At 48.3% G+C, this 23,023-nt stretch carries 15 protein-coding genes, 8 tRNA genes and 4 pseudogenes; 8 read left to right on the top strand and 19 right to left on the bottom strand.

What is annotated here, in order from left to right; translation table 11 throughout:
• Window positions 1-278 precede the first annotated feature (278 nt).
• From metK to ruvX, 8 genes and pseudogenes are all read left to right on the top strand, one after another.
• Window positions 279-1,430, top strand: a complete 1,152-nt coding sequence (metK, locus tag TZ48_RS05885; RefSeq protein WP_112478573.1) for a methionine adenosyltransferase — start codon at window positions 279-281, stop codon at window positions 1,428-1,430.
• Window positions 1,431-1,793: 363 nt separating this feature from the next.
• Window positions 1,794-2,588: a DUF2189 domain-containing protein gene (locus tag TZ48_RS05890; RefSeq protein WP_112478574.1), complete on the top strand. Its 795-nt coding sequence runs from the start codon at window positions 1,794-1,796 to the stop codon at window positions 2,586-2,588.
• 74 nt (window positions 2,589-2,662) lie between these two features.
• Window positions 2,663-3,172, top strand: coding sequence for a SprT family zinc-dependent metalloprotease (locus TZ48_RS05895; protein ID WP_112478575.1), 510 nt, complete (start codon window positions 2,663-2,665; stop codon window positions 3,170-3,172).
• A 96-nt stretch (window positions 3,173-3,268) separates the two neighbouring features.
• Window positions 3,269-3,980, top strand: a pseudogene (gene endA, locus TZ48_RS05900) (deoxyribonuclease I).
• 79 nt (window positions 3,981-4,059) lie between these two features.
• On the top strand, window positions 4,060-4,791 hold the full coding sequence (rsmE, locus tag TZ48_RS05905) for a 16S rRNA (uracil(1498)-N(3))-methyltransferase (protein WP_112478576.1): 732 nt from the start codon (window positions 4,060-4,062) through the stop codon (window positions 4,789-4,791).
• Between the two features lie 12 nt (window positions 4,792-4,803).
• On the top strand, window positions 4,804-5,751 hold the full coding sequence (gene gshB / locus TZ48_RS05910) for a glutathione synthase (protein ID WP_112478577.1): 948 nt from the start codon (window positions 4,804-4,806) through the stop codon (window positions 5,749-5,751).
• Between the two features lie 32 nt (window positions 5,752-5,783).
• Window positions 5,784-6,353 (top strand): YqgE/AlgH family protein, encoded by a 570-nt coding sequence (locus TZ48_RS05915; RefSeq protein WP_112478578.1) that lies wholly within the window; start codon window positions 5,784-5,786, stop codon window positions 6,351-6,353.
• Window positions 6,354-6,411: 58 nt separating this feature from the next.
• Window positions 6,412-6,837 carry a Holliday junction resolvase RuvX gene (gene ruvX, locus TZ48_RS05920; RefSeq protein ID WP_112478579.1) on the top strand — a complete coding sequence of 142 codons (426 nt, stop codon included), beginning with the start codon at window positions 6,412-6,414 and terminating at the stop codon, window positions 6,835-6,837.
• 87 nt (window positions 6,838-6,924) lie between these two features.
• Here ruvX and luxS read toward each other — a convergent pair whose 3' ends face one another.
• The 19 genes and pseudogenes from luxS to alaS all read right to left on the bottom strand — a co-directional run bounded on the left by luxS (window position 6,925) and on the right by alaS (window position 22,969).
• Entirely contained in the window at window positions 6,925-7,443 is a 519-nt protein-coding gene (gene luxS / locus TZ48_RS05925; protein WP_112478580.1) for an S-ribosylhomocysteine lyase, read from the bottom strand.
• 130 nt (window positions 7,444-7,573) lie between these two features.
• A complete protein-coding gene (gene gshA, locus TZ48_RS05930) occupies window positions 7,574-9,163 on the bottom strand; it encodes a glutamate--cysteine ligase (protein WP_112478581.1) in 1,590 nt (529 codons plus the stop codon).
• A gap of 105 nt (window positions 9,164-9,268) precedes the next feature.
• Window positions 9,269-12,124, bottom strand: a pseudogene (locus TZ48_RS05935) (M16 family metallopeptidase).
• Between the two features lie 26 nt (window positions 12,125-12,150).
• A complete protein-coding gene (locus TZ48_RS05940) occupies window positions 12,151-12,606 on the bottom strand; it encodes a YqaA family protein (RefSeq protein WP_112460258.1) in 456 nt (151 codons plus the stop codon).
• Window positions 12,600-13,550 carry an NADP-dependent oxidoreductase gene (locus TZ48_RS05945; protein WP_112478582.1) on the bottom strand — a complete coding sequence of 317 codons (951 nt, stop codon included), beginning with the start codon at window positions 13,548-13,550 and terminating at the stop codon, window positions 12,600-12,602. The genes TZ48_RS05940 and TZ48_RS05945 overlap by 7 nt, the downstream gene beginning before the upstream one ends.
• 199 nt (window positions 13,551-13,749) lie before the next feature.
• Window positions 13,750-14,878: pseudogene (locus TZ48_RS05950) on the bottom strand (sodium ion-translocating decarboxylase subunit beta).
• Between the two features lie 9 nt (window positions 14,879-14,887).
• Window positions 14,888-16,674, bottom strand: a pseudogene (oadA, locus tag TZ48_RS05955) (sodium-extruding oxaloacetate decarboxylase subunit alpha).
• A 34-nt stretch (window positions 16,675-16,708) separates the two neighbouring features.
• Window positions 16,709-16,966: an oxaloacetate decarboxylase subunit gamma gene (locus tag TZ48_RS05960; protein ID WP_042496179.1), complete on the bottom strand. Its 258-nt coding sequence runs from the start codon at window positions 16,964-16,966 to the stop codon at window positions 16,709-16,711.
• Between the two features lie 411 nt (window positions 16,967-17,377).
• A tRNA-Arg gene (locus tag TZ48_RS05965) sits at window positions 17,378-17,454 on the bottom strand.
• Window positions 17,455-17,521: 67 nt separating this feature from the next.
• Window positions 17,522-17,598 (bottom strand) — tRNA-Arg (locus tag TZ48_RS05970).
• A gap of 67 nt (window positions 17,599-17,665) precedes the next feature.
• Window positions 17,666-17,742, bottom strand: a tRNA-Arg gene (locus tag TZ48_RS05975).
• Window positions 17,743-17,822: 80 nt separating this feature from the next.
• Window positions 17,823-17,899 (bottom strand) — tRNA-Arg (locus TZ48_RS05980).
• 101 nt (window positions 17,900-18,000) lie between these two features.
• Window positions 18,001-18,077, bottom strand: a tRNA-Arg gene (locus TZ48_RS05985).
• A 69-nt stretch (window positions 18,078-18,146) separates the two neighbouring features.
• A tRNA-Ser gene (locus TZ48_RS05990) sits at window positions 18,147-18,239 on the bottom strand.
• A gap of 27 nt (window positions 18,240-18,266) precedes the next feature.
• Window positions 18,267-18,343, bottom strand: a tRNA-Arg gene (locus TZ48_RS05995).
• A 45-nt stretch (window positions 18,344-18,388) separates the two neighbouring features.
• Window positions 18,389-18,480: transfer RNA gene (locus tag TZ48_RS06000), tRNA-OTHER, on the bottom strand.
• A gap of 209 nt (window positions 18,481-18,689) precedes the next feature.
• The gene (gene csrA, locus TZ48_RS06005; RefSeq protein ID WP_004415691.1) at window positions 18,690-18,887 is read right to left on the bottom strand and encodes a carbon storage regulator CsrA; all 198 of its coding nucleotides are present in this window, start codon (window positions 18,885-18,887) and stop codon (window positions 18,690-18,692) included.
• 92 nt (window positions 18,888-18,979) lie between these two features.
• Window positions 18,980-20,167 (bottom strand): aspartate kinase, encoded by a 1,188-nt coding sequence (locus TZ48_RS06010; RefSeq protein ID WP_112478583.1) that lies wholly within the window; start codon window positions 20,165-20,167, stop codon window positions 18,980-18,982.
• Window positions 20,168-20,383: 216 nt separating this feature from the next.
• Window positions 20,384-22,969 (bottom strand): alanine--tRNA ligase, encoded by a 2,586-nt coding sequence (gene alaS / locus TZ48_RS06015; RefSeq protein ID WP_112478584.1) that lies wholly within the window; start codon window positions 22,967-22,969, stop codon window positions 20,384-20,386.
• Window positions 22,970-23,023 lie beyond the last annotated feature (54 nt).

The raw sequence follows: 23,023 nt of genomic DNA on the forward strand, positions 1-23,023 counted from the left end.
GAATAATCAGCGGCCGCTATTGTCGCAAAGCCATATAGTCTCTGCAAACGATTTACCGTCATTTTTTGGCATTATCGCGGAATAATGTCGCCGGAATGTGGCGATCCACGCGCAAAATAGGCAAACGTTTGGCTATATGTTAAAAGCAAAAATCGCTTGCTAATCGAACATTGATGACTAGAATAGACGTCTAGATGTAGATACACCTACTATATATCATTGAATTTATTACAAGTGAGTAATTAGACACTCGCTTAAAAACAGTAATTGGAGCTCTCATGGCTAAGCACCTGTTTACTTCTGAGTCAGTATCAGAAGGCCATCCAGATAAAATCGCAGACCAGATTTCTGATGCGGTTCTTGATGCAATCCTAGAACAAGATCCAAAAGCACGTGTTGCTTGTGAAACTTACGTTAAGACTGGCATGGTGATGGTGGGTGGTGAGATCACCACTTCAGCATGGGTAGACATCGAAGAGCTCACTCGTGAAACCGTTCGCGAAATCGGCTACGTTCACTCTGACATGGGTTTTGATGCGGATTCTTGTGCCGTTCTAAACACCATCGGTAAGCAGTCTCCAGATATCAACCAAGGTGTTGATAAAGCGGATCCTAAAGAGCAAGGCGCGGGCGACCAAGGCATCATGTTCGGTTACGCAACCAACGAAACTGACATCCTAATGCCAGCACCTATCACTTACTCTCACCGCCTGGTTCAAAAGCAAGCGGAAGTACGTAAGAACGGCACTCTACCTTGGCTACGTCCAGACGCTAAGTCTCAGGTTACGTTCCAATACGACCAAGGTAAGATCGTGGGTATCGATGCAGTTGTTCTTTCAACTCAGCACTGTGATTCAATCTCAACGCCTGATCTGCGTGAAGCGGTAATGGAAGAGATCATCAAGCCAGTACTACCATCTGAGTGGATCAACAAAGAGACTAACTTCTTCATCAACCCAACCGGTCGTTTCGTAATCGGCGGTCCTATGGGTGACTGTGGTCTAACGGGTCGTAAGATCATCGTTGATACCTACGGCGGCGCAGCTCGTCACGGTGGTGGTGCATTCTCTGGTAAAGATCCATCAAAAGTTGACCGTTCTGCAGCATACGCAGCACGTTATGTAGCGAAGAACATCGTAGCGGCTGGTATGGCTGACCGTTGTGAGATCCAACTGTCTTACGCAATCGGTGTTGCGGATCCAACGTCTATCATGGTTGAGACATTTGGTACTGAAAAAGTTTCTCACGACATCATCGTAGAAGCAGTTCGTCAAAACTTCGACCTACGTCCATACGGCCTACAAGAAATGCTCAACCTGCTTCAGCCTATCTACAAGAAGACAGCAGCATACGGTCACTTCGGTCGCGAAGAGTTCCCTTGGGAAGCGACAGACAAAGCAGCCATCCTACGTGAGTTTGCTGGTCTGTAATTACTCTTAGTCTGAGTTTTTACTCCAAAAAAGCCCTCAAAATTTTTTGAGGGCTTTTTTATTTTTTTAATCCTGTCTTTTCAAACACTTTGTTACAAAAGTGTTAATTTCTTATCTTGTGGCTTGTATTTAATACCCTTCTGAAAATTGTGTTTTCCCCTAACACGGTCAATAGTTAGACAAAAGTGCCCTTGCGAATAGACCGCTTTACGGGTTTGTTCGTATGCAGAATAGAGCACTTAAGAGGGAAGACGCTTACAACGGAAAGTGGCTGGATATTGCAATTCTCCCGCCCTACGCTTCCATTGTCATTAGCGCCACGCCCTGAAAAACGAAGGCCAGTTTGTCAATCAGGGAGGACATATGCCTCGAACTGTTAATTCTGATGACTTCCAGAAGAAGCAAGAAGTCAGGGATCAAGATTACGCTAAAACTATTCCATGCAACCAGCTCAGTGTATCTGCACCATTTCATTGGCTAGCGCTGGGACTGCATGACCTTATTCGCATGCCGATCATTAGCGCCTTTTACGGGCTCTGTTTTACTGCCGCTGCCGTCGCCATCGTGCTTCTGGTGCAATGGCAAGGCACGCACCTAGTGATCATGCCAAGTCTGGTTGTGTACATGTTGATCGGGCCATTTCTTGCGCTAGGTCTCTATGATGCCGCATGGGAAAGAGAGAAAGGACACAAGCCCAGTCTGTTCCACTCCATGAAAGCGATTGGACGCAACTCCACCTCGCAATGGGCGTTTGCGGTGCTTCTAGCCGTCGCCATGATCTTTTGGATGCGAATAGCGGCTCTGCTTCACGCACTCTACCCTTCTGTGCAAGGTGCGCCACTCACTGAATTTGCTCCGTTCTTGATTACCGGTAGCGTAGTGGGTGCGGTAATAGCGGCGGTTATCTTCTCCATCTCAGCGTTCTCCATCCCGCTTATGATGGAGCGTCGAGTCGACATCATGACGGCTGTATTCACTAGCTTTAATGCTGTGAAATCGAACGTACCAGCCATGATCGTCTGGGCTCTAATCATCTGCGGCGGTATTCTCATTGGCTTCGCCACGTACGGTATCGGGATGATCGTCACAATGCCGATTCTTGGTTACGGCACATGGCACGCCTATCATGAGACCATCAAGAAGAAACACCACGTGTAACACGTTGGCATACTCAACTAACCTAAGTAAAATGGCGCCCTATTTGGGCGCTTTTTTGTTGTAGGTTATACCCCGTGGACGCTTCGCTTTCTGAGCAACTTCATTATCAAGCCATCAAGACGCTGTCTCGCTGCATAGAGCAAGCTCGCCAGTACTTTGAGCGCGACTTCCCAGTCCCAGCCCTCAACTATAAGTTGCGTGGTAAGGCTGCGGGTAAGGCCTACCTGCAATCGTGGGAAGTGCGCCTCAATCCCGTGCTGTTTGTCGAAAACCAGCAAGACTTTATACAAGAGGTCATCCCACATGAAGTCGCTCACTTGATCACCTATGCGCTGTTTGGACGAGTGCGCCCACATGGCAAAGAGTGGCAAATGGTCATGAGTCAGGTATTTAGCATCACGCCGAAAACCACGCATTCGTTAAATGTGAGTTCAGTACAAGGGCGGACATTCGAATATCGCTGCCAATGTGACACCTTTGCCGTCACGGTTCGTCGTCACAACAAAGTGATGCGCCAACAAGCCAGCTATCGCTGTCGTAAGTGTGGAGATACGATTGAGTTTACTGGTACGCAGCTAAGCTAGTTTCATGATCTAACCATTTTAATAATTTAACCATCAATAGCTAAGGTCTTTTTTGCGAGTTACACTAGGTTATCTCAACCTTTTATAGACCTTGCTATGATCCGCCAGCTTTTCATTGCGGCCTGTTTGTTGGCCGCCACTCTCCCTATTACCACTTACAGTGCACCGCCAAGTAGCTTTAGCAAAGCGAAGAAGGAAGCGGTCAAGATTTATGCCGACCACCCGATCAGTTTTTACTGTGGCTGCGATATTCAATGGCAGGGTAAAAAAGGCATCCCGGATCTATCCGCTTGCGGGTATCAAGTGCGCAAGCAACAAAAACGTGCCAGTCGCATTGAGTGGGAGCACGTGGTTCCTGCATGGCAATTTGGCCACCAGCGACAATGTTGGCAACAAGGCGGACGCAAAAACTGCACGCGAAAACGACAAGCAATTCAAACTCATGGAAGCCGACCTGCATAACCTAACGCCAGCGATCGGTGAAGTAAATGGCGATCGCTCCAACTACAATTTTTCACAATGGAGTGGCATGGATGGGGTCAGTTACGGCCGCTGCGAGATGCAGGTTAACTTTAAGCAGCGCAAAGTCATGCCGCCGGATCGTGCACGTGGCTCTATCGCTCGCACCTACCTCTATATGAGCCAAGAATATGGCTTCAAGCTGTCTAGACAACAGACACAGCTCATGAATGCCTGGAATAAAACCTACCCGGTCGACGCTTGGGAGTGCACTCGTAACGAGCGCATTAAGCGCATTCAAGGCAACGACAATCCGTTCGTGGCACAGGCATGTAAAAATCCCAGTTAAATCCTACGCCAAGCCCTTGTAATTTCGGGGGCGGGCATCCATCTTATACCTCAATACTGTTTGTTGTTTGGAAATTGTTATGCGTATACCTCGACTCTATCACCCTGAAACGATTCAATCTTTGGGCACCCTTGCGCTCAGTGATGATGCCGCAGGACACATCGGCCGAGTGTTACGTATGAAAGAAGGTCAAGAGGTGCTGCTGTTTGATGGCAGCGGTCATGAGTTTCCAGCGACGATAACAAGCGTCGGCAAGAAAAACGTTGATGTCGACATCCGCGAGAAAATTGCGGTCAGTATTGAGTCACCGCTCGATCTGCACCTAGGACAAGTCATTTCTCGTGGCGACAAGATGGAGTTCACTATTCAGAAATCGGTCGAACTGGGCGTCAACACCATCACACCACTCATCTCTGAGCGTTGCGGCGTTAAGCTCGATGCCAAACGTTTCGAGAAGAAGCTGCAGCAGTGGCAAAAGATCGCCATCAGTGCCTGCGAGCAATGTGGCCGTAACACGGTTCCTGTGATTCGTCCGATCATGTCGCTTGAAGAGTGGTGTGCAGAGCCATCTGACGCGCTCAAACTCAACCTTCATCCAAGAGCCAAATATTCAATCAATACCTTGCCAGAGCCGGTTAAAAAGGTTCGTCTACTTATCGGCCCAGAGGGCGGATTATCAGCGCAAGAAATTGAAATGACGGAACAATATCAATTCGAAGAAACCCTGCTTGGTCCTCGTGTACTGAGAACAGAAACGGCTGCGCTTACAGCGATAACAGCACTTCAAGTACGCTTTGGCGATTTAGGTTAACGGGAGAAAAAAATGCTCAAACTCGGTATCGTGATGGATCCAATTTCCTCCATCAACATCAAGAAAGACTCTAGCTTTGCAATGATGCTGGAGGCTCAGCGTCGCGGTTATGAAATCCACTACATGGAAATGAATGACCTACACCTAGATCAAGGCACTGCCGTTGCCGACACTAAAGTCGTAAGCCTCAAAGAAGATCCTAACGGCTGGTACGAATTTACCTCAGAGCAAACCATTGAACTGTCCGAACTTGACGCCGTACTGATGCGTAAAGATCCTCCGTTCGACACCGAATACATCTACGCGACCTACATCCTAGAACGTGCAGAAGAAAAAGGGACGCTCATCGTCAACAAGCCTCAGAGCCTGCGTGACTGCAACGAGAAGCTATTCACTGCGTGGTTCCCAGAACTGACACCAACGACGATTGTGACGCGCAAAGCCGAGAAGATTAAGCAGTTCCGTGACCAACATGGTGATGTAATCCTAAAACCACTCGATGGTATGGGTGGCGCTTCTATCTTCCGCGTTAAACAAGACGATCCGAACGTATCTGTAATCATCGAAACGCTGACCAATCATGGTCAAAACTATGCGATGGCACAGACATTCGTTCCTGATATCAGTAACGGTGATAAGCGTATTCTTGTTGTCGATGGCGAACCAATGCCGTACTGCCTAGCCCGCATCCCTGCAAAAGGTGAAACCCGTGGTAACTTAGCCGCTGGCGGCCGCGGTGAAGCACGTCCCTTAAGTGAGACAGACAAGCAAATAGCTGAGGCTGTTGCTCCCACTTTGAAAGAGAAAGGCTTAATCTTTGTAGGACTGGATGTTATTGGTGACAAACTGACAGAAATCAACGTGACCAGCCCAACGTGTATTCGTGAAATCGAAGCCGCCTTTGACATCTCTATTACCGGCAAGCTAATGGACGCTATCGAGCGTCGTTTAGGCAAATAGCCACTAGTGGATGTAGATAGGGAGAGACGGGTATGAACTTAGCTAATCACTTTCTCGTTGCCATGCCAGGGATGAAAGATCCCTACTTTCAGCGCAGCGTGATTTACGTGTGCGAGCACAACGATGAGGGCGCCATGGGCATCATGATCAGCACCCCGATTGATGTGACTGTCGCAAACATGCTTAAGCAAGTACAAGTTGAACTCCCTATTGCTTCACAAACCACACACAGTAAGAGCCTCGACGAACCAGTACTAAACGGCGGCCCCGTGTCCGAGGATCGCGGTTTTATCCTGCACAATCCTAAAGATCAGTATCAGTCTAGCATTCAGATCACCGATCGCGTCTCAGTCACCACGTCAAAAGACATTTTGGCGGTACTCGGTACGGATGCCCAACCTGACAATTATATTGTCGCTCTTGGTTACTCGGGCTGGAGCGCAGGACAGCTGGAAACGGAACTGGCTGAAAACTCATGGCTCACCATAGAGGCAGACCCAAGCGTTATCTTTGATACTCCAGTGGAAGAACGTTGGAGTAGTGCGGTAGGTATGTTAGGGTTCGACATCGCTCAGCTTTCAGCGGACGTCGGTCACGCATAGACTCTATTACGCGTAGCCCTAGTTTTATAAGTACATTGCCTTCACAAACAGAGAATTTATGACATCCAGAACCATCGTTGCTTTCGATTTCGGCACCAAAAGCATTGGTAGTGCCATCGGCCAAGAGGTCACAGGTACAGCAAGTCCACTAAAGGCCTTCAAAGCCAAAGATGGCATTCCAAACTGGGATGATATCGAAGCAACATTAAAAGAGTGGCAACCTGATCTTATTGTTGTCGGCTTGCCAACAGATGTACGCGGCAAAGCACTTGAAGACATCACTGCACGCGCTAAGAAGTTTGCTAACCGCGTTCATGGCCGTTTCGGTTACCAAGTAGAAATGCACGATGAAAGACTGTCTACAGCCGAGGCTCGCTCAGAATTGTTTGAGATGGGCGGTTACAAGGCATTGTCAAAAGGCAATGTCGATTGCCAATCAGCTGTTGTGATCTTAGAGAGCTGGTTTGAAGCGCAGTGGGCTTAAATCAGATTTAAAAACAGAAAAGGATGGCATTTGCCATCCTTTTTAATTTCCGCTAGCCGCCTTTCTACTCAAAGCGACCTAAGTCAATTAGTCTACTTTCAGCTCTTGCAACATAGACTCAGGCAGTGCAAGCTCATCGTTCTTGTTCACCTGAATACCCGCTTCAATGATCTTCTCAGCGATCGCTTTCGCTTCATCCAGTGAGTGCATCGCCGCCGTACCACACTGATACTCGTTAAGCTCAGGGATCTTGTTTTGGCTTTCCACTTTCAATACGTCTTGCATCGCATTTAGCCAAGCGTCAGCGACTTGTTGCTCTGATGGCGTACCAATCAAGCTCATGTAAAAGCCCGTGCGGCAACCCATTGGAGAGATATCGATGATCTCTACCTGATCGCCATTTAGGTGTGCACGCATAAAGCCAGCATAGAGGTGCTCTAGGGTGTGAATGCCGCGCTCAGACAAGATGTCCTTGTTTGGGGCTGTAAAACGTAGGTCGAAAACCGTAATCGTGTCGCCTTTAGGGGTTTGCATTGTTTTCGCAACGCGTACCGCTGGAGCGTGCATTTTAGTGTGGTCTACCGTAAAGCTATCCAGTAGTGGCATGATATTTTCTCCTTGGTTTACTCACGGTACCAACCTTGGATTAAGACCGTGAGAACTATGTCTTCAAAAGCAATGTCTTTAGCGTGATTGTAAGTGGCGCAGTAGCGCTGTGCAACCTCAGTAGGTAAGCTTAGTTCGCGACCTGGGCTTGCTCCGGTGATAGATAAGCAAAGTAATCAGACAAGAAGTCATCGAAGTTGACGCTATCCGCCGACTCAATACTCACCTGAGCAGCAACCGAACGCGTTACCTCATCTTCCATCACTTGAGTCGAATACGTTTTGTACTCATGAGAAAGATTCATCTGACGGTACTCTTTACCCAATTCGCAGCCCACTTTACCTAGTCCACCTAGCTCTTTGGTTTTCGCCAGTAGCTGACCAGAAATCGACAACTCAGGGTTTTCATTCCATGCCGCAAGCTTATCACACACCGCGCTGTACTCGTTACCACCGTGCGCCGCATCCATGTGCTTGGCGATCTCACGAAGATCAATAAACACGCGTTTGACCCAAGATTGACTATCAAGCACTTCGCCATGACAACCGATCTGCAGCTGCAGACCAACCTCACGACCTTCGACGATCACCTTGTTCCAGTTTTCGCGCCAGCATGCGAGCTCACAATCATCCATTGGCTCGGAATCTTTAAGTGCACACCAAGTTAGGAACAGATCTAGGAAACGAATTTGCTCAGCGGTAATGCCGATAGCGCTAAATGGATTCACATCTAATGAGCGAACTTCTATGTATTCCACGCCACCACGAGACAGTGCCTCTGATGGTTTTTCACCACTTTTCGCCACACGCTTAGGTCTAATTGGCGCGTACAGCTCGTTTTCAATCTGCAGCACATAATCGTTCAACTGACGATACTCACCATCGACTTTGACGCCAATCTTGGCAAAGTCTTGCGATGGGGTATGAATCGCTTGGTTCAATCCTTCCAGATACTGGTCAAGGCTGTTAAAGCCAATCTTTAATGCGCTTTGTGCACTGTTGGTGTAACCCAGATCGCTCAATCTCAACGAGGTTGCTTTTGGCAAATACAAAGTGCCGCCCACTTTTTCAAATGGCAGCTTAGTCTCTTTACCTTGGAGGAACGATGAGCAAATAGCAGGAGATGCACCAAAGAAATACGGGATCAACCAACCGAAGCGGTAATAGTTTCGAATCAAACCAAAGTAAGCGTCCGACTTCGCATCTTGACGCGTTTTCTCGTCTTGTTCACCAAACAATGCATCCCAGAACGATTCAGGGAATGAGAAGTTAAAGTGCACACCAGAGATAATCTGCATCAAGCTACCGTAACGATGCTTGAGACCTTGACGGTATAGCGTCTTCATACGACCTGAGTTGGACGTGCCATACTGCGCTAACGCAATGTCATCTTCTGAACCCACATAGCAAGGCATCGACAGCGGCCATAGCTTCTCATCGCCCAGCTTGGTTTGCGTGAAATGATGAATATCGGATAACTGATTGATCAGCGTGTCGACATCACGTGATACTGGGGTAATAAACTCCAGCAAAGACTCAGAGAAGTCTGTGGTGATGTACTCATTAGTGAAGGCTGAGCCTAACGACTTAGGATGAGGTGTTGTCGCTAATCGACCATCGTCGGTGTAACGCAGCGATTCCCGTTCCACTCCGCGTCCAAACTCTTTGAACACGGCCTGATGTTTAGCAACTTGATCCAGTCGCTGGGCAAATTTAGTCACAATGCGATTCGCTTATAGTTTGTTATTCCAATTGAAGGGCGGATGTATTAGCGAACAGCAAAGCTTTGTGTTCGCTAAGTCACCCATTCTCAATATATGGTCATGTTACTGAGAGATTTCAAGCTCTGTAATTGGAATATTCAGTTTCTCTAACTCTGGCTTCAAACGCTTAGCATCTCCCACCACAATCAGTTGATATTGCTAGGGTCAAACCACTTCGCCGCCAGCGCATTCAACGTTGATTTATCAACACTAGCCACAATGTCATTGCGCTGCTTCAGGTAATCCTTATCCAAACTATAGGTTAAAATCGACGAAAGCAGACTCGCTTTTTGACTCGGGGTTTCATACGTCAATGCATCTTGCTGCCCAACGGCGAGGCGCATAAATGCGAGTTCCTCGTCCGTCATACCATTCTCGCTGTAGTTTTTTAGCTCTGCGATCATCTCTTCAAGTGAAGCAAGCGTTGCATCAGCACGCACCTGAGCGCTAAACACAATCGCACCCACTTCTCGGTTACTTGCAAAGTAACCACTTGCGCCATAGGTATAGCCTTTATCTTCCCTTAAGTTCTGGTTGATACGGCTATTAAAGTTACCTGCCAAGTTAAAATTAGCGAGACGGCTTAGGTAGAGCTCACCCGTGGCGTCAAACGGCAAGCCCTGGCGTACCATACGAACAATACTTTGCGGTGCAGAAGCTTGTCTACCAAGTAGATCGTCTGCCCAGCCAAAGAAGGGATGACCTCAGGATCAATCAGCGGCGCGGCTTCACCTTGCCATTGCGACCAAAATGCTAGCTGATCAGTAACCTGCTTCTTAGAGATATCCCCCACCACGACAATCTGTGCGCCTTGCGACGTGTAGTGCTCGCGATAGAACGCTTTGACGTCATCCAAAGTAATAGATGAAATCGACGCATTACTGCCGTCGGAAGAGCGGCCAAATACGCTGTCGCCATATAGCACATCACGGGTTGCTTGTGAGGCCATCCAGCTTGGTTTTTGGTGTTGATACACCAAACCTTCCAGCGTTTGTGCTTTAAGACGGTCGAAGTCTTGTTGCTTCATTGCTGGGTTAAATAGCATGTCTTCAAGAAGCGTCAGTGTTTGCGGTAGATTTCGCTCCAGCGCAGACACAGAAACACGCGTGGTATATGCCCCTTCGCTAAATCCAATCTGGCTGCCCAAACGATCAAGTTCGGCTTGTAGTTGCTCAACCGTGCGAGTAGTCGTGCCCTCTTCCATCATAGAAGCGGTTAGCCCCGCGAGTCCTTCTTTACCTTTTGGCACATAACGACTGCCTGCAGGTAGTTGGAAATGGATCTCCACCGTTGGCGTTTCAGACGTTTCAGTACCTAGCAGTTCACTGCCATTATCAAAGTACACCTCGTACAGCTCTGGCATTTTCGCACTGACAGCCTCCGCCACTTCTGGCATTACACTGCGATCAAAGCTATCCACTGGACGACGGAAATCAAGATCCGCTTCGGTCACTTCTTTATACTCTGGCAGCGTGCGCGCTGGCGTTACAAATGTTGCAGGTTGCACTGCAATGTCAGTGCGCCCTTTCGGCACTACGCTGAGTGTGACCTTATGCTTGTCTTGGATAAACGCTTGGTAAGCCGCTCTCACCGCTTCTGGAGTGACTGCGCGAATCCGCTCTAGGGTTTGCTCAATGCGATCAGGTTTGCCATAGAAGGTTTCATTCGCGGCCAACTGAGTCACCTTACCTTTTACACTTTCCAGTGCAAACACCGCACCTGCTTCAGAAAGGCCGTTGATTTGCTGCAGGCGCTCTTCACTGATGCCTTGCTTTTCAAACTCATCCAAGGTGGCGAGTAAGTCATTGTAAAGCGATTTTAGGCCGTCTTTATCGGTGGACGCGCCCATCGCATACACATAAAAGTTACAAGCAAGCTCGTTACAATCACTGAATGCGCCAGCATCGAGTGCTTTTTGGGGTTTAATCAGCTTTTGATACAACAAACCATTGGTACCGCCACCAATGGCGTCCGCCATGGCATCGAGTACCACTTGGTCGTCCGCACCGCGATAGCTTGTCGTTGGCCAACCAATCACCACCATTGGCTGACGAATGCGATCTTCTAAAGTGATATAGCGATCTTCTGGCAATACTGCTGGCTGCTTAGGGGCTTTCTCAACACTTGGCCCCTCAGGGATAGTGCCAAAGTATTTATGAATCCACTCTAAGGTTTGCGCTTTATCGATGTCGCCACCAATGGTCAATACCGCATTGTTTGGCCCATACCAACGTAGGAAGAAGGCTTTCAAATCATTCACATTGACACGATCAAGATCCTCAACGTAGCCAATCGGCTGCCAAGAATACGGATGCCCTTCTGGGAACATGGCTTCGCCCATACGCTCCCAAATCAGCCATAAGGACGATTATCAAAGTTCTGTGCACGCTCGTTTTTTACCGTATCACGCTGAATTTCGAATTTACGCTGCGAGACCGCTCCCAATAAGAAACCCATGCGATCGGCTTCCAGCCATAGCATCTTCTCTAACTGGTTCGACGGTACTGTTTCAAAGTAGTTGGTTCGATCTCTGGTTGTCGTACCATTTAGGGTACCGCCCGCTTCCGTAATGATCTTAAAGTGCTGCTGGTCACCAACATGCTCAGAGCCTTGGAACATCATATGTTCAAAGAAGTGAGCGAAACCTGATTTACCAATTTCTTCACGCGCTGAGCCAACATGATAGGTCACGTCTACGTGCACCAAGGGATCTGAGTCATCGGGTGCCAAGATCACCGTTAGGCCATTATCCAACTTGTACTTAGAGTACGGGATCATCACCCTATCGGGATCGGCTTTCATTTCCTCAACAAGGGTAATACCGGGAGGAAGTGCACTCGTTGTGTGAGTCGAAACGTCGCTGTTACTACAACCGTAAACAAAAACGACCGACAGCAAGCCGAGCCAGATCTTTCTCATAAGAGCTCCTTAAAAGATCGAGAAAACTAGAATAGCCCATAGAAGATGGCAGTCAGCGCGATATAGCGCAGTGCCTTGCCTATGGCTATCAAAATAACGCAAGGAAGAAATTTCATTCTTAGCCAACCGGCCGCTAAACAGAGCGGGTCGCCAATCACGGGCAACCAACTGAACAACAAGCTCCAGTAACCATACTTTTGCAGCCAAGCTATGGCTTTATGACCGTGCTTCTCGTTTTGAGTTCGATTCGGCAGCCAAATTCCTATCCAATAGTTGGTCAGGCCGCCTAACGTGTTACCTATGGTAGCGACAACGATTACCCATACGGGCGAGTACTGCTGCAAGCTCAGTGTCGCAACTAAACCGGCTTCCGATCCGCCAGGCAAAAGCGTGGCACTTAAAAATCCTGAGATAAAAAGAACAGCGAGAGCGGAGTCGGCGAACCAAGACTCCGCGAGATATTGAGAGAATGTTTCTAGCATTGCATATTAAGAAGTACTTTACCGCGTGTACGGCTGGTTTCGACTTGCTGATGCGCCTCGACCACTTGTTGATAAGGATAAACGTGTTGGATCTCTGTCTTCAGCAGTCCAACACCCACCATATAGAGTAAGGTTTCCATCTGCTTAGCATCTGGCGATACCAGCATACCACTGGCTTCAAAACCAAGCAGCTTGGCTTTTTCGCAGACCAAGTCCGCAGTGATAGTAGGAATAGTGACAACACGAGCATTGTCTTTTAGACATTTGAGTGCATCGAGCGCAGTATCGCCGCCAACCAGATCGATCAGTACATCGACATCACTCAAACGCTCTGAGGCCGGTGCGAATTCATAGTTAATCGCATGTGCTCCCAGCGTCGCCAAGTAATCTAAATTACGTTCGCTACAGGTGGTGTACACTTCCGCTTTCGCTGCGACGGCAATCTGCACTGCAATGTGACCCACACCGCCAGCGCCAGCCAGAATCAATACTCGCTCGCCCTCTTGAACTTGAGCTTTATTAATAGCTTGTGCCGCAGTTTGTCCAGCCAAAGGCAAGGCTGCAGCGGCTTCTAAAGTGACAGAACTAGGAACCGGTGTCAGCTCCGATTCAGGCACACACACATACTGGCTATAGCCTCCACCACGTACTGGGAAACCAATAAAGCCCACAACCTCTTCGCCAACCTCAAACTGCGCCGCGCCCTCACCTAGTCCTTCAATCGTGCCCGCGATATCATAGCCAGGAACCCAAGGAAGGTTATCTTTGTTCTCGGCGGCTGCCCAGCCCAGTCCTGCACGCGTTTTTACATCAATCGGATTGATCCCTGAGTACGCCACTCTCACCAACACTTCACCAGCCTGTGGCTGTGGGATATCGACTTCCTGAAATGCTAACACCTCTGCAGCACCAAACTCTGGAATCACGATCTGTTTACATTTCATTGCAGCTTCCTCTTCCTGACTAAGACTTCATAGTAACGATTTCCATCCATGAGTCTAGATTATCTTTTCATCGTTCAATAGCAAGTATGTAACAAATTCAATCACTTTAGCTATCGGCTATGTTCACTTTCTTGGTTTAATAAGAAAGCAAAAAGGGAAGCTTTCGCTTCCCTTCGAATCACAGCTTATCGCCAATCGATTAGCCAACGAGCGCCAACAAGATACCCGCTGCAACCGCTGAGCCCAAGACGCCAGCAACGTTTGGTCCCATTGCGTGCATCAGTAGGAAGTTTTGTGGGTTCGCTTGAAGGCCAACCTTGTTCACGACACGTGCCGCCATCGGTACGGCAGAAACCCCTGCTGCACCAATCAGTGGGTTGATATCTTCTTTTGAGAACTTGTTGAGGAGCTTCGCCATCATCACACCTGCACCAGTACCGATACTGAACGCTACGGCACCGAGTGCAAGATACCTAGAGTTTCAAAATTCAAGAACTGATCCGCTTGAAGCTTAGAACCAACACCTAAACCTAAGAAAATGGTGACAATGTTGATAAGCTCATTTTGAGCCGTTTTTGACAGGCGATCGACCACGCCCGCTTCACGCATCAAGTTACCCAAACAGAACATACCGACAAGTGGTGTGGCTGATGGCAGGAACAAAATCGTCATTAGCAGTACTGCAAGTGGGAACAGAACCTTTTCCCCTTTGCTGACATGACGAAGCTGCGCCATCTTGATGGTACGCTCTTCAGGTGTCGTTAACGCTTTCATGATTGGTGGTTGAATGATCGGCACCAATGCCATGTAGCTGTATGCCGCAACGGCAATCGCGCCCAGCAAATCAGGAGAGAGACGACTTGCTAAGAAGATAGCGGTTGGACCATCGGCACCGCCAATGATGGCGATTGACGCTGCGTCCTGCATGGAGAACTCCATACCCGGTACGTAGTTCAGCAAAATTGCGCCAAATAAGGTAGCAAAGATACCAAACTGCGCCGCTGCCCCGAGCCACAAGGTTTTTGGTTGGCAATCAAGGCGCCAAAGTCTGTCATTGCCCCTACACCCATAAAGATAAGCAGCGGGAACACCCCTGACTCAATACCAATGTAGTAGACGTAGTAAAGCAAACCACCTGGCTCAGTAAAGCCAGCATTTGGAATGTTCGCTAGGATCGCACCAAAGCCGATAGGCAAAAGTAGCAAAGGCTCAAAACCCTTGCGGATCGCTAAGAACAGCAAGATGCATCCGACCATGATCATGCAGATCTGGCCGAATTCAAAGTTAGCGATCCCTGTTTCTGACCATAAGGTCATCAATCCTTCCATGGTACTCCCTTACGCTAAGCTAACAAGAGGCGCGCCAACAACAACGGCATCACCTTCTTTCACGTGTACATCTTGAACCACGCCGCTTTGCGCTGCGCGAACTTCGGTTTCCATCTTCATTGCTTCTAGGATAAGTAGCACGTCGCCTTCTTGAACTTGCGCACCAGAAGCAACGTTTACTTTGAAGATGTTACCTGCAAGTGGCGCTGCTACCGCTTCAACATTGGTTGCTGAAGGTGCTGGAGCTGCCGCTGCTGTCGGAGCTTGAGTAGGTGTTACAGACGTTAGCTCGCCTTTAGGGCCAACCTCAACATCATAAACCTGACCATCGACTTTCACGCTGTAGGCCTCAATGCCTTGAGCTGATGCCGCCGGAGCCGCTACTGGCGCAGCAGGTTTCGCTTCTTCTTTGCCTGGTGCTGGTTCAAATGCATCTGGGTTATGACGATTTTTCAGGAACTTAAGACCAACTTGTGGGAAAAGTGCGTAAGTAAGAACGTCGTCCACAGTGTCTTCAGCGAGAGAAATGCCATCCGCTTTTGCTTTTTGTAGCAGGTCATCGGTGAGTGTGTGCAGCTCAGCTTCCAGAAGGTCTGCTGGGCGACAAGTGATTGCCTCACCGCCATCGAGTACCTTAGCTTGTAGCTCAGCGTTAACCTCTGCGGGTGCTTTGCCGTATTCGCCTTTGAGTACGCCCGCCGTTTCTTTAGTAATGCTCTTATAGCGCTCACCAGTAAGCACGTTGATCACAGCTTGAGTACCAACGATCTGAGAGGTAGGTGTCACGAGAGGAATGAAGCCCAGATCTTCACGTACGCGTGGGATCTCTTCGAGAACTTCATCAATGCGATCGGCCGCACCTTGTTCTTTGAGCTGACCTTCCATATTGGTCAGCATACCGCCAGGTACCTGAGCAATCAGGATACGTGAATCAACACCCTTTAGCTGGCCTTCCCATTTCGCGTACTTCTTACGCACCTCACGGAAGTAAGCGGCGATCGGCTCAATCTGTTCAAGTTTCAGGTTGGTATCACGCTCAGTGCCTTGTAGCATCGCAACCACAGTTTCCGTTGGTGTGTGTCCGTAGGTTTGGCTCATTGAAGAGATAGCGGTATCCAGAATATCCACACCGGCTTCCACTGCTTTTACAGCTGTCGCTGTAGAAAGACCTGTTGTTGCGTGGCAGTGCAGTGCTAGTGGTACTTCACATGATGCTTTGATGCGCGAGATAAGCTCTTCTGCTTCGTATGGCTTGAGCAGACCTGACATATCTTTAATACATAGTGAGTGACAGCCTAAATCTTCTAGGCGTTTAGCAAGGTCAACCCAAGTGTCGGTATTGTGGACTGGGCTTGTAGTGTACGACAGCGTACCCTGCGCGTGCGCGCCTACATCAACCGCTGCTTTCACTGCTTTTTCGAAGTTACGAACATCGTTCATCGCATCAAAAATACGGAACACATCCATGCCGTTAGCATGAGCACGCTCAACAAATTTCTCGACCACGTCATCTGCGTAATGACGGTAGCCCAATAGATTTTGACCACGAAGCAGCATTTGCATTGGCGTATTCGGCATGGCTTTTTTCAGCTCACGCAAGCGCTCCCAAGGATCTTCACCAAGGAAACGGATACACGCGTCAAAGGTTGCTCCCCCCACGTTTCCAAAGACCAGTAGCCAACTTTGTCGAGTTCTGCGGCAATCGGCAACATATCTTCGATACGCATGCGAGTTGCAAACAGAGACTGGTGGGCGTCACGAAGTACCACGTCCGTGATAGCGAGTGGTTTAGACATGCTCATAAACTCCTTTTTAAACTTTTAACTCAATCTATTTAGCAGCCGACGTGCGGTATTGATGTACAGCGGCAGAAATTGCTGCAACCACATTCGGACTAACGCCATTTGAGGGGGATTGTTGTGTTGTATTTTGAGTAGGAACTGCGATCGGCTCTGGTACTTCTTGTGGTACCAGTTTCGACATTAACCGAACGAGATAAACGAGGATTGTTAGGAAAACGAATACGACAACCATACCCGTCAGCATTAGGGTGGCTGCATCTCCTAGCAGGCTTCCAATATTAGTCATGTTGCGTCCTTTCTTTGTCATCCTGACAAGTTACTCAATCATTATCTGTGGCGTCACTGCACACTGATTGACTGGCAATGGTCTTGCATCGATCCATTGCAAGAGGTCTAGGATTATCTCGATTGGTGAATCTTTGTCAATTTTGTTTAATCTTACACCGTCATTAAAACGTCATTCGAATGAAAAACTATGATGCGCACAACAATTTGCGGTGCATTTCAAGTTATGCAGAACTTCATACTATGACCTGACTTAAGGTTTCAACATAAACAAACTAAAGCTGAAAAACTGGGACACGCTTAAAATTACCGCAATTTTTCGTTTAAAAACATTACGTTGTAATAATAAGGTTATTGATATGATAAATTTTTGTTAATAAAAAACCCCGCCGAAGCGAGGTTTTTTAAAGAATGGCGCGCTCGGAAGGATTCGAACCTTCGACCGCCTGGTTCGTAGCCAGGTACTCTATCCAGCTGAGCTACGAGCGCGCAACAAGTTTTCGCATTGTCGGATGACGCTGCAGGCATTGCCCTAGATCTCTGTAAAGAAAGAAAATGGCGCGCTCGGAAGGATTCGAACCTTCGACCGCCTGGTTCGTAGCCAGGTACTCTATCCAGCTGAGCTACGAGCGCGCAACAGTTTTCGCATTGTCAGATGACGCTGCAGGGCATTGCCCTCTTCTCTACAAAGTAGAATGAATGGCGCGCTCGGAAGGATTCGAACCTTCGACCGCCTGGTTCGTAGCCAGGTACTCTATCCAGCTGAGCTACGAGCGCGCAACAAATTTTCGTATTGTCACTTAATGATGCTTGGCTTCCACTATCAATTGAAACGAAAGTGCCTCTCAAAGAGAGAATGGCGCGCTCGGAAGGATTCGAACCTTCGACCGCCTGGTTCGTAGCCAGGTACTCTATCCAGCTGAGCTACGAGCGCGCAATAAGTTTTCGCATTGTCATTTGACGTTACAGGGCATTACCCTTTTTCTCTAATAGAGAAACTCCTTTCCCAATGGGCATTCTCTATAAAAAAGAGAATGGCGCGCTCGGAAGGATTCGAACCTTCGACCGCCTGGTTCGTAGCCAGGTACTCTATCCAGCTGAGCTACGAGCGCGCAAGGATGTGAAGCATATCACATTTATTTTCTTTTTGAACAAAAAAATTGACTTAAACAGTCAATAAATGGCGGTGAGGGAGGGATTCGAACCCTCGATACGGCTACAAACCGTATACTCCCTTAGCAGGGGAGCGCCTTCAGCCTCTCGGCCACCTCACCGCATGTATTTCTTTCCGAAGAGAGAAATGGCGCGCTCGGAAGGATTCGAACCTTCGACCGCCTGGTTCGTAGCCAGGTACTCTATCCAGCTGAGCTACGAGCGCGCAATATGTTCAATAAGAACAGTGTCATACAACACAATGCAAGAATGGCGGTGAAGGAGGGATTCGAACCCTCGATACGGCTACAAACCGTATACTCCCTTAGCAGGGAGCGCCTTCAGCCTCTCGGCCACCTCACCGTCTTGCGGAGGCACATATTACGATTTACCAAAAATAAGTCAAACATTTTCTTGGCAAAAATAGGAAAAAACAGACTAAGCGTTGGCAAATTAACCAAACCACCATTTAATCGTAGCTTTCCTAAGCAAAATTCACCCTTGTGCCACGAGTTTATGGCGAATTTCACGCAACAAAAAGGCCGGCAATGTGCCAGCCCTCTCGTTTAGAATTAGTAGTTGCCAGATGCAACGTTACCATTTCCCTTTTCCGCTTGAATGCGCATGTAGATCTCTTCACGATGCACGGATACTTCTTTCGGAGCATTCACACCGATGCGAACTTGGTTGCCTTTTACACCCAATACAGTAACAGTGACTTCATCACCAATCATCAACGTTTCACCAACACGGCGAGTCAAAATCAGCATTCTTAGCTCCTTGAGTAGTCTCTAATTATCTTGCTACGAAACTTATTATCCAACAAAAGTTATATTTTCGTAAACTCTCTTATGAAAAGTATTTACCCCAAATGTACCTGTTTCACGTCTTCCACTACGGTGCCACTGGTGATAATGGTGTTATCATGCAGTACGACCGCCGCTTTGTCGATAGCTTCAGGCTCTATTACCAATGTAATTGAGTGTTTATCCTCACAAAAGTGTAGAACAGATATGTCTGAATGGTTGAGAAGTTGTTGATATTGTGACGCTTGCGCTATGGCCTCGACGCCAATCATAGTAATTAACGCCACGTCTTGTTCCGCAACGAGTTTATTTTCAATCACCAATTTGAGCTTGTCGGAACAATCTGACTTGAGCAAAAGCTGACTAAAGTGTTCATCGTGCAGCCATTCCGCTTCATCCACACCGAGCATCTCTTTCTGTTTGTCGACCACATCGACATGAGACTTAGCAATTTTGAGCAGGCGCATCTGCTTTCTCAATGCAATGCCTTGAACTTGTGCTTTGGCTTGTTCGCCAACGACCAACGTGCCCTGTCCGTACTCAAAGCTTGATAACACACGCAGCGGCACCTGATGTTGCCAAGCGTAACTTACGCAAGGTAGATGCAATACTTTCGCGCCTTTGCGCGCCATTTCGTGCATCGTAGGAAAATCGATTTCAGCCCATTTGACTGCATTGGTGACGACACGTGGGTCACAGCTGTAAACGCCGTCTACATCAGTATAAATCTGGCATTCTTCGGCATTGAGCACGCCAGCTAAGGTCACCGCGGTGGTGTCAGATCCGCCGCGCCCAAGCGTGGTGATATCGCCAGACTCATTAACGCCTTGGAAGCCGGCAACGATGACGATTTTGTCTTGGTCTAAATACTGGTCAATAACAGAGGTGTCGACGTGACTAATCGTGGCATTGTTGTGGCGACTGTTGGTAGTAATCTGCGCTTGTGCACCGGTCAGCGATACTGCGGCATGTCCTAGCTTATTTAAAGCCATAGAAAGCAATGCCATTGAGACTTGCTCTCCGGCCGCTAGAAGCACATCGAGTTCACGCGCGTTTGGTACGCTGTCGACCTGTTTCGCCAGATCCACCAAACGATTGGTTTCTCCCGACATTGCAGAGACAACAACAACGACCTGTTTGCCTGTTTGTTTTGCACGAATTACTTGCTCTGCGACGTTACGAATACGCTCAACAGAGCCAACAGAAGTTCCTCCGAACTTTTGTACGATTAGTGGTCTTTTCACCAGTCTTCACCTTCCCAAGACAACGTAAGTTGTCAGATTTTGAAACTGCGACCATTAAGGCCGCTCCTTATAGATAGGCGACGCAGATTGCCTCGCCTATTAAATTTGTAGGCTGCTTTATGGTATGCAATTGATCGCCTGAATAGGTTACACCCTAAAGCAACAATGCCCAATCAACTTACGTTGATTGGGCATTTTCATTGTTAGTTCAGAGCGTTATAGACGTTCTTCCAACCAACCACGAATAGACTGCAGTGCTTCTGGCAATGCATCAACATCACTGCCGCCTGCTTGCGCCATATCTGGGCGACCGCCACCTTTACCGCCAACTTGCTCAGCGACCATCTTAACAAGATCACCCGCTTTCACTTTGCCAGTCAGGTCTTTAGTCACACCCGCAATCAAACCAATCTTGCCATCAGCAACGTTCGCAATGAATGCAATACCGCTACCCATTTGGTTCTTAGCGTTGTCCATCATAGTGCGAAGGTTCTTACTGTCAGCACCTTCAAGAGCCGCAACCAGTACCTTAGTACCATTGATCTCTTCTACTTTACCCATGATGTTGGCACTTTCTACTGCTGCTAGCTTGTCTTTAAGCTGAGCAATCTCTTTTTCTAGAGATTTCGTTTTGCTTGCCGCATCACCAAGTTTTGCCTCAAATTGTGCCGCTGTTGCTTCAATCGCATCCAGAGCCGCTTCACCGGTTACCGCTTCGATACGACGGATACCCGCTGCAATACCACCTTCAGAAGTGATCTTGAATAGACCAATATCACCAGTGTTGCTTGCGTGGATACCACCACAAAGCTCAGTTGAGAACTCGCCCATAGAAAGAACGCGAACTTCATCATCGTACTTCTCACCAAACAGAGCCATCGCGCCTTTTGCTTTCGCTGACTCAATGTCCATGACGTTGGTTTCGATCACGTGGTTTGTACGGATCTGAGCGTTCACTAGGCGCTCAACTTGTTTGATTTCCGCTTTGGTCATCGCTTCAAGGTGAGAGAAGTCAAAACGTAGGTTATCAGGCTTCACTAGGGAGCCTTTCTGCGTGACGTGCTCACCCAGAACTTGACGCAGTGCTGCGTGCAACAAGTGCGTGGCTGAGTGGTTTAGCGAGATAGCTGCGCGGCGCTCTGCATCGACAGTCGCTGCGACTTCATCGCCCTTAGCAAGTACACCTTCAACCAGCTCACCGTGGTGTGCAATTGCGTTACCCAGCTTCTGAGTGTCTTCTACTTTAAATAGACCCGCTGATGTTTTCAGTACGCCAGCATCACCACATTGACCGCCCGACTCTGCGTAGAACGGTGTCTCTTCAAGTACCACAATCGCTTTGTCACCAGCAGACAGTGCTTCCACTTCATCGCCTTCAACAAACATTGCCGCCACTGTGCTGTTCCCTTCTGTACCTGTGTAACCACAGAACTCAGTGTCGGTATCAACTTTGATTGCGGCGTTGTAGTCAGTGCCAAATTGGCCAGCTTCACGCGCACGTTGACGCTGAGCTTCCATCGCTTTCTCAAAACCTTCTTCATCGATAGCAAACTCGCGCTCACGAGCCACATCGTTAGTCAGGTCAGCAGGGAAGCCGTAGGTATCGTAAAGTTTGAATACAGTTTCGCCGTCTAACACTTTCTCGTCGCCAAGATTATCAAGTGCTTCCGTCAGGATTGTCATACCACGTTCAAGAGTACGACCGAAGTTCTCTTCTTCGATACGCAGTACTTTTTCCACAACCGCTTGTTGCTTCTTAAGCTCTTCACCAGCAGTACCCATTACAGATGCTAGTGTGCCAACCAGTTTGTAGAAGAAGGCACCTTGTGCGCCAAGCTTGTTACCGTGACGGACTGCACGACGGATAATACGACGAAGCACGTAGCCACGACCTTCGTTTGATGGCATTACACCGTCAACGATTAGGAATGAACACGAGCGAATGTGGTCAGCAATAACGCGCAGTGATTGGTTAGAAAGATCTTCGTAGCCGATCACTTCTGCCGCTGCTTTGATTAGCGTTTGGAATACATCGATTTCGTAGTTTGAGTGAACGCCCTGCATGATGGCAGAAATACGCTCGATACCCATGCCTGTATCTACCGATGGTTTTGGTAGCGGCTCCATTGTACCGTCTGCGTGACGGTTGAACTGCATAAATACGTTGTTCCAGATCTCGATGAAACGGTCACCGTCTTCTTCCGGAGTACCAGGACGACCGCCCCAAATGTGCTCACCGTGATCGTAGAAAATTTCTGTACATGGACCACAAGGACCGGTGTCACCCATTTGCCAGAAGTTGTCTGACTCGTATGGCTTACCGCCTTTTTTGTCGCCAATGCGAATAATACGGTCTGCAGGAACGCCTACTTGTTTGTTCCAAATCTCGAATGCTTCGTCGTCCGTTTCATAAACGGTCACCAGCAGGCGATCTTTAGGCAGTTTTAGCGTCTCTGTTAGGAATTCCCAAGCAAAGCTGATGGCATCTTCTTTGAAGTAATCACCGAAGCTGAAGTTACCCAGCATCTCAAAGAAAGTGTGGTGACGAGCAGTGAAGCCAACGTTCTCTAGATCGTTGTGCTTACCACCAGCGCGAACACAACGCTGGGCCGTAGTGGCACGAGTGTAGTTACGCTTCTCTAGGCCAAGGAAACAGTCTTTAAACTGGTTCATACCGGCGTTAGTGAAAAGCAGAGTTGGGTCATCGTGTGGAACCAACGATGAACTGTCTACGATTTGGTGCCCTTTGCTCTCAAAGAACTTAAGGAACGCGTTGCGAACCTCGTCTGTGCTCATGTACATGCAGCTCTTCCTGAAATAATTCGAGTTAGATTTTGGGGGCATATTGTAACCCCA

The organism is Vibrio variabilis, from assembly GCF_003263785.1.
Taxonomy (GTDB): domain Bacteria; phylum Pseudomonadota; class Gammaproteobacteria; order Enterobacterales; family Vibrionaceae; genus Vibrio; species Vibrio variabilis.